This is a genomic window from Sphingobium sp. SYK-6, assembly GCF_000283515.1.
Classification (GTDB): Bacteria; Pseudomonadota; Alphaproteobacteria; order Sphingomonadales; family Sphingomonadaceae; genus Sphingobium; species Sphingobium lignivorans.
Genome location: NC_015976.1, coordinates 1,728,461 through 1,743,177, shown reverse-complemented (window position 1 = coordinate 1,743,177; position 14,717 = coordinate 1,728,461). Strand labels below are relative to the sequence as shown.

At 65.2% G+C, this 14,717-nt stretch carries 14 protein-coding genes and 1 tRNA gene; 12 read left to right on the top strand and 3 right to left on the bottom strand.

The genetic code is table 11. From position 1 onward, the window contains the following. Positions 1-2: 2 nt before the first annotated feature. The 8 genes from SLG_RS07835 (at position 3) to SLG_RS07800 (ending at position 9,830) form a co-directional block, all read left to right on the top strand. Positions 3-1,175 (top strand): glycosyltransferase, encoded by a 1,173-nt coding sequence (locus SLG_RS07835; protein WP_014075916.1) that lies wholly within the window; start codon positions 3-5, stop codon positions 1,173-1,175. Further along, complete coding sequence (locus SLG_RS07830; protein WP_014075915.1) at positions 1,172-2,104, top strand: sulfotransferase family protein; 933 nt, start codon at positions 1,172-1,174, stop codon at positions 2,102-2,104. The genes SLG_RS07835 and SLG_RS07830 overlap by 4 nt, the downstream gene beginning before the upstream one ends. After that, complete coding sequence (locus tag SLG_RS07825; protein WP_014075914.1) at positions 2,101-3,603, top strand: hypothetical protein; 1,503 nt, start codon at positions 2,101-2,103, stop codon at positions 3,601-3,603. Before SLG_RS07830 ends, SLG_RS07825 begins: the two co-directional genes overlap by 4 nt. Further along, complete coding sequence (locus tag SLG_RS07820; RefSeq protein WP_014075913.1) at positions 3,600-4,793, top strand: glycosyltransferase family 4 protein; 1,194 nt, start codon at positions 3,600-3,602, stop codon at positions 4,791-4,793. Before SLG_RS07825 ends, SLG_RS07820 begins: the two co-directional genes overlap by 4 nt. Before the next feature lie 17 nt (positions 4,794-4,810). After that, a complete protein-coding gene (locus SLG_RS20330; RefSeq protein ID WP_014075912.1) occupies positions 4,811-5,569 on the top strand; it encodes a methyltransferase domain-containing protein in 759 nt (252 codons plus the stop codon). A gap of 123 nt (positions 5,570-5,692) precedes the next feature. Next, positions 5,693-7,672 (top strand): acyltransferase family protein, encoded by a 1,980-nt coding sequence (locus SLG_RS20325; RefSeq protein ID WP_014075911.1) that lies wholly within the window; start codon positions 5,693-5,695, stop codon positions 7,670-7,672. 15 nt (positions 7,673-7,687) lie between these two features. Beyond that, entirely contained in the window at positions 7,688-8,689 is a 1,002-nt protein-coding gene (locus tag SLG_RS07805) for an NAD-dependent epimerase/dehydratase family protein (RefSeq protein ID WP_014075910.1), read from the top strand. Position 8,690: 1 nt separating this feature from the next. Next, positions 8,691-9,830 carry a glycosyltransferase family 4 protein gene (locus tag SLG_RS07800; RefSeq protein ID WP_014075909.1) on the top strand — a complete coding sequence of 380 codons (1,140 nt, stop codon included), beginning with the start codon at positions 8,691-8,693 and terminating at the stop codon, positions 9,828-9,830. Between the two features lie 135 nt (positions 9,831-9,965). Here SLG_RS07800 and SLG_RS07795 read toward each other — a convergent pair whose 3' ends face one another. After that, the gene (locus tag SLG_RS07795; RefSeq protein ID WP_014075908.1) at positions 9,966-10,367 is read right to left on the bottom strand and encodes a nuclear transport factor 2 family protein; all 402 of its coding nucleotides are present in this window, start codon (positions 10,365-10,367) and stop codon (positions 9,966-9,968) included. Between the two features lie 219 nt (positions 10,368-10,586). On the opposite strand from SLG_RS07795, the gene SLG_RS21925 reads away from it, so the two are divergent. Continuing rightward, positions 10,587-11,735, top strand: a complete 1,149-nt coding sequence (locus tag SLG_RS21925) for a hypothetical protein (protein WP_014075907.1) — start codon at positions 10,587-10,589, stop codon at positions 11,733-11,735. A 1-nt stretch (position 11,736) separates the two neighbouring features. Beyond that, positions 11,737-12,090 carry a hypothetical protein gene (locus tag SLG_RS07785; protein WP_014075906.1) on the top strand — a complete coding sequence of 118 codons (354 nt, stop codon included), beginning with the start codon at positions 11,737-11,739 and terminating at the stop codon, positions 12,088-12,090. A gap of 181 nt (positions 12,091-12,271) precedes the next feature. On the opposite strand, the gene SLG_RS07780 is transcribed toward SLG_RS07785, so the two are convergent. After that, positions 12,272-12,361: transfer RNA gene (locus tag SLG_RS07780), tRNA-Ser, on the bottom strand. 145 nt (positions 12,362-12,506) lie between these two features. On the opposite strand from SLG_RS07780, the gene hspQ reads away from it, so the two are divergent. Continuing rightward, the gene (gene hspQ / locus SLG_RS07775; protein WP_014075905.1) at positions 12,507-12,917 is read left to right on the top strand and encodes a heat shock protein HspQ; all 411 of its coding nucleotides are present in this window, start codon (positions 12,507-12,509) and stop codon (positions 12,915-12,917) included. Positions 12,918-12,965: 48 nt separating this feature from the next. Here hspQ and SLG_RS07770 read toward each other — a convergent pair whose 3' ends face one another. Next, positions 12,966-13,808, bottom strand: coding sequence for an ABC transporter permease (locus tag SLG_RS07770; protein ID WP_014075904.1), 843 nt, complete (start codon positions 13,806-13,808; stop codon positions 12,966-12,968). 162 nt (positions 13,809-13,970) lie between these two features. On the opposite strand from SLG_RS07770, the gene SLG_RS07765 reads away from it, so the two are divergent. After that, positions 13,971-14,672 (top strand): GcrA family cell cycle regulator, encoded by a 702-nt coding sequence (locus SLG_RS07765; RefSeq protein WP_014075903.1) that lies wholly within the window; start codon positions 13,971-13,973, stop codon positions 14,670-14,672. The last annotated feature ends 45 nt before the right edge of the window (positions 14,673-14,717 follow it).

Here is a 14,717-nt window from a genome sequence, read left to right as displayed (position 1 = left end):
CCATGAACCACCAAACCACTCCCTTCGAGGTCCTGTTCTTCCTCCCGCAGCTCGGCGGCGGCGGGGCGGAGATGAACGCGGTGCGTCTCGCGCCGGGGCTGCTCGCGGCCGGCATCAGGCCGGTCTATGCCGTCGCGCGTGGGCCCGGCAGCTATGCCGAGTTCCTGCCGGAGGGCGCGGAGGTCGTCGTGCTCGATACCGGCCGGATCAATTCCTCCACCTTGCGGCTCGTGCGCGCTTCAAGGCCCCTCGCGGACCTGATCGACCGGCGGCGGCCCGATGTCGTCTGCCCGGTCATGGTCAGCCCTGCTTTGTCCGCACTCGCCGCGTTGCGCCGGGCACGGCATCGCCCGGCGGCCGTGCTGTCCATCCAGAACTCCCTCGCCGTCTCGCACGAGCAGGACGCCGCCTTGCGCGATCGGCTCGAGCTGGCACTCATCCGTCGGCGTTTTCCTGCTTTCGATGGCGTCATCTCCCTGTCGCAGGGCGTTGCGGATGAGCTGCGGCGCATCGTCCCCCAGCTCGCGCAGAAGATCGATGTGGTTCCCAATGTGGGCTTACCTCTGCCGGCGCAGATGGCGTCCGCGCTGGCCTGGCCGCGTCATGCGCCGGGGCCGGTATGCACCATTCTCGCCTGCGGGCGGCTGACCCGGCAGAAGGATTATCCCACGCTCCTGCGGGCTTTCGCGCAGCTGCGGGGAGAAGGCATCCAGCTGAACGTGCTCGGTCAGGGCGAGCTGCGCGCGACTCTGGAAAACATGGCGAGAGACCTCGGGATCGCCGATCGGGTGACGTTCCTCGGTTTTCAGCGCGACCCGTTCATCCACATGCGGCAGGCCGACATCTTCGTCCTCTCCTCGCGGTGGGAAGGGTTCGGCAATGTCCTTGTCGAAGCCATGGCAATGGGCACGCCGGTGGTGTCGACGGATTGCCCGCACGGCCCGGCGGAAATCATCACGGACGGTCGGAACGGCCTGCTCGTGCCGCCGGGAGATGCGGAGGCCCTCGCTGCCGCCCTGCAGCGCCTCGTTGACGATCCCGCCCTGCGCATTCACCTCGGAAGCGCAGGTGAAGCGCGCGCGCAGGATTTCTCCGCGAGCCGGATCGGCGCGGCTTATGCCGGCCTGTTCCGGGACATCGCGGCGCGTGCGCGGCGAGAGGGAGCGTCGAGATGAGGCCCAATCTGTTCATCCTTGGCGCGCCCAAATGCGGCACCAGCTCCCTGTTCGACTGGCTTGCCCGGCATCCCGACGTGCGCGGAAGCCGCGTCAAGGAGCCGTTCTTCCTCACCGATCCCGCCCATCCCCTGTCCAGGCGGCCCAATGCGGCGGCGGACGGCATGGACGCCTATCAGACGCTGTTCGCCCCTGCGGACGCGGACGCCCCGATCCGGATGGAAGGCACCACCCATTATGTCTTCGACCCCGTGGCACGGGACGTCATCGCGGGAATGGCGGACGCGCGCGCCATCATCGTCCTGCGCGAGCCGGCGATGCGGGTGTACAGTTCCTTTCAATATACGCTGAACAATCTCGCGCGGCTGCGCCCGGGCTTGTCCTTTGCGCGGTATCTCGAACTGATGGACGCCGGCACGTCCCTGATGCCGGACTGGTGCAGGCACCCGGGCAGCGCCTATGTGCTCGACCGCGAGGTGACGTACAGCCGCTACATCCTCCACGTCGCCCCATGGCTCGAAGCGCTCGGCCCGGACCGGCTGAAGCTGCTGGTCATGGAGGACATGGTCAGGGATCCGAATGGCACGGTGGACGGTCTGCTGGACTGGCTGGGCCTCGATCCCTCGGCGATGCCACGGATGGAGAAAGCCGCGCGCAATCGCACCGAGAGCATCCGCATGTCGCGGGTGCAGGCGGCGGCGCGCTATCTCAACGCGCGGATACGCCCCCCCGCCGCGCTCCGGGACGTCCTCAAGCGCGGATATGGTGCGCTTCAGTACCGCACGTCGCGCGGGATGCCGGCGGAAGACGCGCGCGCGATCGAGTCCCTGCGGGGCCGGCTCGCCGCTGACAACGCCGCCCTCGCGGCACTGACCGGCCTCGACCTTGCGGCCTGGAGCATCGCCAAACCGGCGGTGCGGAGCGCATGACAAGTCTGGCCATGCCGGCCATGCCGGGGGCGGCAGCGCATGCGCCCATGCAGAATCCGTTCGTGCCAATTTCCAACACGGCGCGGCTTCTCGTGATGATCTATTTCATCTTCTGGAGAATGCTCCCCGCCCTCGCCGCGCCTGCCGGGCAGAGCATCGCTTTCCCCGCACTCGCCCTGACCATCGCCTTCGCGCACTTCCTGACCCAGACCCTGATGCTCCTGCCCTTCCTGGTGCGCCGCTTCGCCGGCACGCCTGTCGGCTGGCTGCACCCGCTTGTCCTCACCGCAACGGTCATGATCCTCTTCGAGATCCTGGGCCGCCCGGAGGCTCTGCTCGCGCCCGTCGCCATGTGGTTTCCGGACATCACGGCGCTGGATCATCCCCTGCTGGTCGGCTGGTCCGACACGCATGTCATGGAAGCCCGGGTAAAGCTGAGCCTTCTCCACCTGCTGGGTATCGTCAGTGCCTATGCCGGCTTTGCGCTGGTGGCGCGGGGACGGCCCGGGCCTCGCATGTCCCGCCCGCTGCGCATCGAGGGATGGAAGATCGCCCTGCTGTTCTGCCTGGGCCTGGCGATCGTGCTCCTGTTCCTCCAGCTGCAGGGCGGGATCGTGGCGCACATGTCGACGCTGGCCGGGGGCCGCTTCGGGATGCGGAGCGAAGTCGGCCATTATCTGGTGCTCAATGCCTTTTTGCCGATCATCCTCATCCTGTGGTATGCCTATCGCCCGCAGACATTGGGCAAGCCGCTGTTCATCGCGGCCTTCGCGCTGGCGGCAGTCATGCAGTTCGTCGCCACGGGAAGCCGGTCCGGGCTCTTCGCGCCCGTCGCGATGCTGCTTGCCGTCTGGATCTATCACAATCACAAGCTCCCCAAGACCGGCGCGCTGCTGGCTGGCCTCGCCGCCCTGTTGCTGCTCGGCGTGCTTGGCGAGATCCGCCGCAGCGGGAACCGGGGCGAGGTCGACTTTTCCTCCCTGACGCAATTCGATCCGGACACCGCTTTTGCGATGTCCGCGCAGGAGCGGGAGAATCGCGATCGCGACACGGATCTCGCGGTCGCGGCGCTGGTGCCGACCGTCCAGGATCATCTGTGGGGCGCGACCTATGTCTCGGCGGCCGCATTCTGGGTGCCGCGCGCCATCTGGCCCGACAAGCCCCGCGGCGCCGGCGCTTACGCCGCCGCCCTGCTGTTCGGTAATCAGGGCAGCATGGAGGGCTATAGCGGCGTCGGTTATCCGGTGAACGGCGTCGCCGAGGCTTACTGGAACTTCAGCGTGCCCGGCGTGGTGTTGGTCTACCTCCTGTTCGGCATGATGCTGCACGCTCTCACCCGGTGGATCATGCGCGACCCCGGCAATCCCTTCGCGGTCACGACCCTCGTGGTGATCGCCTTCAGCATGACGCAACCCAACTCGATCAGCCTGGTGGACGGGAGCCAGCGGCTCGCGCTCCTCTGCCTCGTCTATCTCTTTGCCGCGCGTCGAACCGCATGAAAGCCATTTTTGCGCATGATCACCGCTTCATCGTCGCCGATGAGAACGTGTGGTCGGAGAGCCAGTTCGAAGCCAGCCTCTGGCAGCGTTATCTGGGGCATTTCCACATGCTCACGGTGGCTGCACGGCAAGGTGACATCCCGGCTGGCAAGACCCTTTCCCAGCTGGAGCTCTCGTCCGCTCCGCGCGTCGGTTTCGAGCTGTTTCCGAACCTCTCGAGCCCCCGGGGCCTGACTCTGGCACGGCCCGCCGCGCGCCGGCGCATGCGTGCGCTCGTCGCTCGCCACGATGCCGTGATCGCGAGGCTGCCGAGTGAAATCGGCCTCATGGCCATTGCCGCCGCGCGCGCGCTCGGCAAGCCCTGGGCTGTCGAGATGGTCGCGTGTCCCTGGGATGGTTTGTGGAACTATGGCAATCTGGCGGGGCGCGCTTATGCCCCGGTCGCCTGGGCGCGCACGAAGCGGGTCGTCCGGCAGGCCGACCATGCGCTCTACGTGACGCGGGACTTTCTCCAGCGCCGCTACCCGACGCGAGCAGCGCATGTGGTGGCCGCCTCCAACGTGATCCTGACCGACCTGTCCGAAGAGGTGCTGGCACGGCGGCTGGCCCGCATCGGGGCAGCGGGGACGCGTCCTCTCCGGCTCGGCCTGATCGGCACCCTGCGCGGGCGCTTCAAGGGCATTCAGACCCTGATGGCCGCACTGTCCCAGGCGCGTACTGCCTTGCCGCCCCTGTCCCTGCATGTCCTGGGAGGCGGTGACCCCGCACCCTGGCGAGCAGAGGCCGCGCGGGTCGGCGTCCAGGACATCGTGCATTTCGAGGGAACCCTGCCGTCGGGAGAGCCCGTCCGGCGCTGGCTGGACGATATCGACATCTACCTGCAGCCCTCACTGCAGGAAGGCCTGCCGAGAGCGCTGATCGAAGCGATGAGCCGGGGATGCGCGGCGCTGGCCTCGACCGTGGCAGGCATTCCCGAACTGCTTCCCCGTGAAGACCTCATCGCGCCCGGCGATGTCCCGGCACTCGCCACCCTTCTGCGCCGCCGCGTCGGCGATACGGCATGGATGGCCCGCAGTGCGCGGACCAACTGGGAAACGGCGCAGGATTATGAAGCCGGCCTGCTCGAGGAGCGTCGCGCCATCTTCTGGGCGCAGTTCGCGGCATCCTGCGCCGCCGGAAACCGGACCTGAATTCAAGGAGCATTCCCATGGCAAGCATCATTTCGCGTTTTGCCGCGGCAAATTCGTGGCTCGCCCGGCAGTTCGATCGGTTGGTTCCTTACCCACCGCGCCAGATCGGCACGCTCGCGCCGAACGAACTCAAGCCCATGTTCGAGGAAGCCCATAGCGTCGCCGATGTGGGGGGCGGCAAGAAGCCTTATGCCTATATCGCCGGCCTCGATGCCGGCGGGAAGGTCTATGTCGGGCTCGACTTTGACGCTGAAGAACTGAAAAACGCCCCGCCATCGACTTATTCGGAGACGGCTGTGCTCGACATCTGCGCGCCGGACGCGGCACAGTTCGGGCGCTTTGATCTGATCGTGTGCCGGAGCACGCTGGAGCACGTGACCGACAACGCCGCCGCCATCGCCGGCCTTGCCGCCTTGCTCGCGCCGGGAGGCAAGTGCTTCGTCCGGCTTCCGTGCCGCAGGGCCGCCTTCGCGCAGCTCAATCTTCGCCTGCCCAACGAGGCCAAGCGCCGGATGATGCATGCGGTGTTTCCTCACAAGAAAGGCGACGGCTTTCCTGCCTTCTATGACCGCTGCCTGCCCTCGCAGATCCGCCGGCTAGCGCTCGCGCAAGGGCTGGAAGTCATCGCCGAGCGTCGGACCTACCGGTCCACCTATTTCAGCTTCTTCCTGCCCTTCTACCTTCTGTGGCGGCTTGTCGGTACCGTCCAATATGTCGCGGACAAGGATTATTGCGAGAGCTTCGAAATGGTTTTCCGCAAGCCCCTGACTGCCTGACGACACGTCCGCTCCCGACGGACCTCCGCGAAGCCTGCGAGACGCGGCGCGGATCACACCCCGAAACAATCACCCGGACGACCGGTCAGGAAGCCGTGGCGCGTCGCGCCTGGAGCGGAGGATATGAAGTACAGAAAGGAAATTGACGGGCTGAGGGCGATCGCGGTGCTGGCCGTGGTTGGCTATCACGCGCATCTGCCCGGCTTCGCCTCCGGCTATCTCGGCGTCGATATCTTCTTCGTCATCTCGGGTTATCTCATCACCGGCATTCTGACGGGTGACGATCGGCCGACGGGACAAGTGCTCGCCGCATTCTATCTTCGCCGTGTCCTGCGGCTGCTGCCCGCGCTCTTCGCGGTGCTGCTGGCGACCACGCTGGCCGCCTGGTTCATTCTCCTGCCGCTCGATTTCCAGGACTATGGCTGGAGCCTGGCCGGCGCCTCCGCTTTCTTTGCCAATTTCGTGTTCTGGGCGCGCTCGGGCTATTTCGAGAGCGAAGCGGCGCTCAATCCCCTGCTTCACACCTGGTCGCTCGCGGTCGAAGAGCAATTCTATATCTTCTTTCCGCTGCTCTTCCTGTTTCTGAAGCGGCGCTTCCCATCCCTGCTCCTGCCGGTCTTCGTCGGGTCCCTGCTGATTTCGCTGGCCGCTGCCGAGCTGGTGGTGCGGTTCGTGCCCTTTGGCGCCAGCCACACTTTCTTCCTCCTGCCCTTCCGCGCGTGGGAGCTGCTCCTCGGCGCCGTCATGGCATTGATTGGCTTGCGATGGACTGTTCCTTCCCGGCTTGGGCACAGCCTGCTGCTCACCGGCCTTGGACTGGTGCTCTGGGCGGTTTTCAGTCCGGGCATCGCGGGCCGGACGCCCAATGCGAATCTCGTCCTGGCCTGCGCAGGCACCGCCATGATCATCCTGGGCGGCGGCAGGATCCAGTCAGCGGTCAAGTCCGTGCTGGCGGCGCGGCCGATGGTGTTCTTCGGCAAGATTTCCTATTCGCTCTACCTCTGGCACTGGCCGCTCCTGTCCTTCTTCGTCTACGTGGCGATGCGCGCCCCTTCGCCCGGGGAAGCCGCCATTCTCGTGCTGGCCTCCATCCTCCTCGCGGTGCTCAGCTGGCGGTTCGTGGAGCAGCCCTTCAGGGCGGGCGGTTTTCAGACGACGCCGGTCACTCATGCCTGGCGGCGAAACGCGCGCATCGTCGCGTTCGTTGGCCTCGGCATCGTTGCGTTGGGCTGCATCATCGGTCTCTCCGCCCCCGGGGCCCGCATGGGCCAGGATGCCGCGACCCGCGCGCATATCGCCCGCATCGACGATCCCGAGGAGGTGGGAGATTGCCTCAATGGCGTGCTGGCGACGGCGGCGCCGCCCGGCGGCACATGTCGCTTCCCCGCGCCCGGGGCTGGCGTCCGGAAGACCGGGCCGATGCTTCTTCTGGGGGATTCCCACGCGACGGACCTTATCCCGCCGCTCCGGAAGATCGCCGCAGAGAATGCCGTGGACCTCGAGGTGTTCGCGCGCCTCTCCTGTCCACCGTTCCTGCAGGACAGCGCCGCCCGCAACGGACGCGTCAACATCCTCTGCCGCCATTTTCTGGACAATGTTTCCGCGTCCCTCTCCGGCGCGCGGTTCAGCACCGTCGTGCTCAGTGCGCGCTGGTATGGCTCGGTGCTGGATGACATGCGGCGGTCGCCGGCCTCCGATGACAAGCTGCGGGGCTCGTTCCTCTTCCATGAACTCTCCCGCACGCTCGACACGCTGGGCCCGCGTGCCGATCGCATCGTCGTGCCGATGCCGCGGCCTGAAGCGCAGTCGGAGATCGCCGGCTGCATGGGCCGGTCCCTCCGCTTCGGCCATCCCACAAGTGCATGCCTGCCGCAACGCGGCCTCGGGCATCCCGCCTGGTATCAGAACACCGTCCGCATCCTGCAGCTGGCAACGCAGGGACGCACCGGCGTGGTGCTGGTGGATCCCACGGCCCTGCTCTGCGAGCGCGAAGGGCACTGCCCCGCCGGCGATGACGAGGGGGGCTGGTATTCGGACGAGGATCATCTCTCGACGAGAGGCTCGCTGCGGCTGGCACCTCTCTTCCGTCAGGCCCTCCACTAATCCGGAACAGACCACATGAAACGCGCATTCATCACCGGGACCGCCGGCTTCATCGGATTCCATCTCGCGGAACTGCTGCTGCAGGAAGGTTGGGAAGTCAGCGGCTATGACGGGCTGACGGACTATTATGACGTCGCGCTCAAGCAGAGCCGCCACCGCATCCTGCGCCAGCACCCTGCTTTCACGGCGACCGAGGCATTGCTGGAAGATGAAGCGGCGCTGCGCACGGCCCTGGCTGCCGCGCGGCCGGATGTCGTCATCCACCTCGCTGCCCAGGCGGGCGTGCGCTATTCGATCGAGAACCCGCGCGCTTATGTCGATGCGAACATGGTGGGCACCTTCAACCTGATGGACGCCGCGCTGGCGGCGCGCCCCGCTCATCTGCTCATGGCATCCACCAGCTCGGTCTACGGGGCCAACAGCGTCCTGCCCTATGCCGAGGACCATCAGGCCGATTGGCCCCTCTCCTTCTACGCCGCCACCAAGAAGGCCAATGAGGCCATGGGCCATGCCTGGGCCCATATCCACGGCCTGCCGATCACCATGTTCCGGTTCTTCACGGTCTATGGCCCGTGGGGCCGGCCAGACATGGCCTTGTTCAAGTTCACGCGGGCGATCCTGAACGGCGATCCGATCGACGTCTACAACCATGGCGAGATGTGGCGGGACTTCACTTATGTTGGTGACCTCGTGCGAGGCATCCGCCTGCTCATGGATGCCGTGCCCGGGGCGGCGCCGGCCGTGGAGGGCGACAGCCTGTCACCGGTGGCGCCATGGCGCATCGTCAATATCGGCAATTCCCGCCAGGAGCGTCTGTCGGACTTCATCGATGCCGTGGAAGCCGCGACGGGCCGCAAGGTGATCCGCAACCTCCTGCCCATGCAGGCGGGCGATGTCCCGGCGACCTGGGCCGATTGCAGCCTGCTCGAGCGCCTGACCGGCTATCGGCCCGCCACGGACATGCGCGAGGGCGTGGCGCAGTTCGTCGAATGGTATCGCGGCCATTACGGAGCGTGACATGAAGCTGCGCGTCGTCCTGACCGGCAATACCTGCTTCAAGATCGCGAACTTCCGGCAGGGGTTGCTGAATGCCCTGCTGGAGCGTGGTTGCGACGTGGTGGTCCTCGCGCCGCCCGATGGCTATCGCGATCGGCTGGAAGCCATGGGCTGCCGTGTCCAGCCCCTGCCCATGGACCGCAACGGCACGTCGCCCCTGGCTGAAACGGCGCTTTTGTGGCGCATCCATCGCTTTCTGCGTCGCGAGCGGCCGGACATCGTCTTCGGCTACACGATCAAGAACAATATCTACGCCGGGCTCGCCTGCCGCCAGCTGGGCATATCCTTCGTGCCCAATGTCACCGGGCTGGGCCCCGCCTTCAATGATACGGGCGCGCTGAACCGGCTGGTGCGCGGCCTGTACGGCCTTGCCTTCGCACGGGCGCGCGCCGTCTTCTTCCAGAATCCCGATGACCGCGCGATCTTCCTCGATGCCGGGCTGGTGGAGGGGGATCGCGCCCGGCTTCTGCCCGGCTCGGGCGTGGACCTGCATCGTTTCGCCCAGCAGCCCATGCCCCAGGGCGGCTCGTCGACCGTCTTCCTGCTCGTCGCCCGGCTGCTGTGGGACAAGGGCGTCGGGCTCTTCGTCGAGGCCGCCCGCGCCGTGCGCGCACGCCATCCGGAGGCGCGTTTCCAGCTCCTGGGTCCGCTCGATCCCGCCAGTCGATCGGGCATTCCTCTCGCGCAGATCGAGGATTGGGTGCGCGAGGGCGTGATCGACTATCTGGGCCAGACCGAGGACGTCCGCCCGGCGCTCGCTTCGGCCGACTGCGTCGTGCTCCCCTCATGGTATCGGGAAGGCACGCCGCGCGTCCTGCTGGAAGCAGCCGCCACCGGTCGCCCGGTCATCACCACCGACATGCCGGGCTGCCGGGACGCAGTCGACCCCGGGCGAACCGGCTTCATCTGCGCGCCTCGGGACCGGGACGCGCTTGTCGCGGAACTCGAGCGCTTCCTTGCCCTCTCCCCGGACGCCCGCATCGCGATGGGCCGTGCCGCCCGCGCCCGCGCCGAAGCCTCATTCGATGAGCAGGCAGTCATTTCCGCCTATTTCGATCATCTTCCGTCACGGATGAAGACCCGGGCCCGGCAAAGCCGCTAACGGATTGCGGCCCTGCATGGGGCACTGACCACGCGCCGCCGCGCCCACCCGCCCGGCAAGCCAGGGCGTGCCGTCATGAGGACGATCCCGAACCGGCAGCAGCGGGCCTCTGCCGGCCCGACGGCTATCCAGCCCCTACCGCTCGCCGTCCGGCCCCCCACTCACCGAAATCATCGTCCATCGCCCTTCCATCCGGAGGTATATCTCGCTCCAGCGACCGGATATCGCCTGGACAACGCCCGGACTGGCTTCGACCTCTGCCTCGTAGCTGTAATGAACGACGCCGACGGTCTCCTCGAATATGGTGACGCCCAGCGGCTGCAAACGGTAAGCCAGAATGCGCGGTGTCGAGGGGCCAATGGCGGCGATCGCCGCATCGCGATCATGCGGCCGGGGCTGCCCGGTGACCCATCCGACATAATCAGGATGAAGCGCATCAGTCACCGAGGCCATATTCTGGGCGGCCGCCATTTCCCAAAGCGCTTCCACGCACGCCCAGAGTTCGCCTTGTGCTTGAGAGAATCGATCCGGTGCCATGGCGATGAGCGTTAACTCAGAGCGGCAGCACGCGATATTATCGAGCTATATCCTTCGGGCGATGCCGGGGACGGAGCGGAAAATTGAGCCATCGACGTCGTTTCTGTTTCGCCATTGCATCTCGAGGCACCGCAGGGATCACACCTAACCTATTTGCCATTTTCGTTGACATGTTGGAAATGTTCATGAAATGTTCTTCATGCCAGTCGAGGAGCAAGCATGCCCAATCAACAGCTCGCCAGTGAAAAGAAGTCCGCCGAGCGCCTCGCTTTCGACCATTATCTTCGGACCGGACGGCGCTTGTCACCACAAGCGGGGAGGCAAGGAATTGAGCACAAGTTCAACCCTTATCATGACCCGAGCAATGGCCGCTTCACTTTCGCGCCGGGAGGACCGCGCTCGCTAAGCCATGTCATCATCTCGGATCGCCGAAGTTTGCATCGGGCAGGGCAACATGCTTCTGGAAGCATGGTTGCGAAGAACGCAAGCGTTACGTCCTCTCCGAGCCGTCCAGGTCAGACCATCTCGCCAAGCGAAGCGGTCTACAGACCCAACGAAGTTTCGACAACTATCCAACCGGCGCAATACCGCGCCAACCCGCGAGCGCGCATGGGCGACAACGGCGGTCCGCCGCTGAACGACCCGCTGACTCTCGAACGGACGTTCCCGGGTTTGGCCACTGCACCAGGTGGTTCATTGGTGGCGCTTGCCGACAATATCCTCGATCTGACCGGTCCTGCCAACCGGTTGACCGCCGGGTTGGCGGAAGGGCATGTCAACATGTTGATAGGGCAGATCAGAACTATCGATCCCGGCTATCGGGTGGACTCGCTTGCGTTCCCGGCAACGCTCGGAGGTCAGACGAATCTGATACGTCAGCTCCGCCTTGATCGAGCCGTGGCCTTTTATAGTGTGAAGGGCGAGACGAGGCCGTTACAGGTTGAAACACTGCGTATGATGCAGGAGCGCGCGGACAGTGCCTATATTGAAGGCCAGGCTCTTTTCGATGCCGGGCGCCTGCAGCCGCGCCTTTCTCGCGAGGAGGCGATTGGCAATTATGTAGATCGCGCGGTACGGCGTGAACTGCGCGACTTATATAACATTCGAGGAATCGATTATTCCAAGGGGCAGCAAATCAGGGTGATTGGCAGGGAATATGACACCTCCGGGAGTGATCCCACATATAGGATCCCAGATGTGCGCGTCGGCAATGTCGCGTTCGATGTCACGATCAGTCGCAAGACTCTCGCGACTCCACAAGTCCGGGGATTTTTTAACAGCGATTTCAAGCCGGACGTAGTGTTGATCGTTAGACCAACCCAACTTGGTCCGAATAGCACGTACGCCATTTCCAGGCCGAGGAAGTGATATGTTTAGCTCGAGCTACAGATCCGATAAGCCCTACATTCCTCAGGGCGTCAGTGAAATATGGGACTTTCTGGGAGCGATGATGCTCTCAGCGCCGACATTCAAGGACAAGACCGGATACTTCCCAGATCGCAACATTGAAACCGAGTTCTTCGCGCTCAACGAGGGTCTGAAATCCATTCGCAAGAAAGTGGGTGAGGAGAATTATCAGGCTCTCGTCGCGCTGTCTGACAAGATGCGGGCGCATTTTGAAGCCGATCCCGAGGGCAAAACCGGGGACGGCATCAGGGGGCGGGACTGCATCACTGAGATGGAGGAAATCCTAAAAGCCAGTGCTCGCCGCAAGGCGCGCTGATTTCCGAGCCTTTCGCCATTTGGAAAATCCGGCAGCACGTACGAAGCCTGGAGAGAAGACCGGACCGGAATGCCAGGATTCCGTCATTGGGCTGTCCGCCTGGTGTAAATGAGCGAAAAAAGGGGGCGGAAGCCCGCCTTTGCAGAACATGTCCTTTAATGTCAGATATTTACAAGAAGGTTGGCGGAGAGGGAGGGATTCGAACCCTCGATACAGTTGCCCGTATGCCGCATTTCGAGTGCGGTGCTTTCGACCACTCAGCCACCTCTCCGCAGAGGCATGTTGCCGTGAATGACGCGCCTGGCGGCCCGTCCGGCGGATGCTGAGCGCGCGCTGTTAGCGGATGATCTTCGCTTTGCCAAGCGCCCCGCGCGGTAAAACTTGCGCTTGGTCGAAGCCGCACTAAATCATGTCACATGAAGCAATCGCCCAACGACAAGCGCAACGCCATTCCTCCCGAGCTTGCGGCGGCCCTTCCGGGCGCGCTCGGCGCGGCGCCACGCATCGCGCATGCCCGTTTCCGCATCGGAGACACAGTGCGGCACCGCATGTTCGGCTTTCGCGGTGTGGTGTTCGATATCGATCCGGTCTTCGCCAACAGCGAGGAATGGTATGAGGCGATTCCGGTGGCCGCCCGTCCGCCCCGCGACCAGCCTTTCTATCATCTGTTCGCGGATAACGGCGAATCCAGCTATGTCGCTTATGTCAGCCAGCAGAATCTGGTGGCGGACGAGACCGGGGATCCGATCGATCATCCGGCGATCGATGCGCTGTTCGAGCGGAAGGCCGACGGAGGCTATGCGCTGGGCGCGAGCCGCTGGCACTGATTCGTCAGGGATGAAGCGCCGCCCGCTGCGGGCGATGGCGGGCTGCGCTCAGGCCTTGATCTTCCAGCCCTGACTCAGCCCGCGATAGCAGATCAGCGTCAGCGCGAGATTGAGCCCCAGCATAACGGCAACGCCGACCAGCAGCGGCGAATCGGCCGCTGCCAGGAAGCCGTAGCGAAAGCCCGAAATGGCGTAGAAGAACGGGTTCACATGGCTGATGGCGCGGAAGACCGGCGCCACATGATCCATGGAATAGAATGTGCCGGACAGCAGCGAGAGCGGCGCCACCACGAAATTGCCGACGGCGGCCGCATGATCGAATTTCTCGGCCCAGATGGCGGTCAGGATGCCCAGCAGCGCGAGCATGGCCGATCCGGCGATGCCGAAGAAGAGAACCGCCCAGAGATGATGGGGCATGACATGCACGCCGGGCCAGAACATCATCGCAACCCAGATGGTGAAGCCCACGAACAGCGATCGGGTGACCGACGAGGCCACGAGCGCGAAGAGTAGTTCGCCCGATGAGATGGGTGGCATCAGATAATCCACGATGGTGCCCTGCACTTTCGCGGAGAGCAGGGCAGTCGTGGAATTCTGGAAGCTGTTCTGCACCATCCCCATGATGATGAGCCCGGGCGCCACGAAATCGGCGAAGGGCACGCCCATCACCTGGATGCCGCCGCGTCCCAGAGCCACCGTGAAGATCACCAGAAACAGCAGTGTCGTCAGCGCCGGAGCCCAGACGGTCTGCAGCTGCACCTTCATGAACCGGCGCACTTCCTTCATGTAGAGCGCGTTCATGCCGGCCCAGTTGACGTTGCGGATCACCGGAACGCCGGGCTCGTGCCGGATGAGGGATGCGGACGGGGGCAGCGGGTTCTGGTCGGCCATGCACCGCCCCTATCGCGTCCCGTTTCGATCGGCAACCGGTCAGCGGGCGGCGCACTGGGTGGTGAGCAGGTCCCGCGAGCCTTCTGGCATCCGCCATGCACTGGTCATTTGACCTTTTGGCGGGTCGCCCCCATATGGCCTGCTTCACGAGAAGGAATAGTCATGTCCTGGACAGACGAACGCATCGAGCAGCTCAGGCAGATGTGGGAACGCGGTATGACCGCCAGTCAGATCGCCGAGGAACTGGGCGGCGTGAGCCGCAACGCCGTGATCGGCAAGGCCCATCGCCTGGGGCTTCAGGCCCGCCCCTCCCCGGTCAAGGCCACTGATCCGGCCAAGCCCGCCGCGACGCCGCAGGCCCGCAAGGCCGCCGCAGCGCCTGCCAAGGTCGAGCCCGCGCCGGTCGAGGAAAGCCGCGCCGCGCGGCCCCAGCCCAAGGCCCCCCCCGTGGTGGAAGCGCGGCCTGCGCCGCAGCCTGCTGCCCCCGCGCCGGTCGCCGCTGCCGAAGCGCCGCCGCCGCCGCCCCAGCCGCGAATCGTGTCCGTGGGCCCCGGCGGCTTCCTGCGTCAGGGCCCGGGCGACATGCAGCAGCCCATCCCGCCCGCTCCCCCGCGCCGGCTCGTGCCGGCCAAGCCCAGCGCCGAGATCGCCGACAAGACCAGCCTGCTCGATCTCAACGAGCGGATCTGCAAATGGCCGCTCGGCCATCCGGGCGAGCCGGACTTCCATTTCTGCGGCGAAAAGGTGAATCCGGGATTCCCTTATTGCGTCGAGCATTGCGGTCGCGCTTATCAGGCGCAGCTGCCGCGCGGCACGCGCCGCCCGCCCCCGCCCTTGCCTTATGGTGGCCCGCGCGTGCGTTGATGCGCGACGGCATCTGAACATGAAAAAGGGGCCGCTGGACGGCCC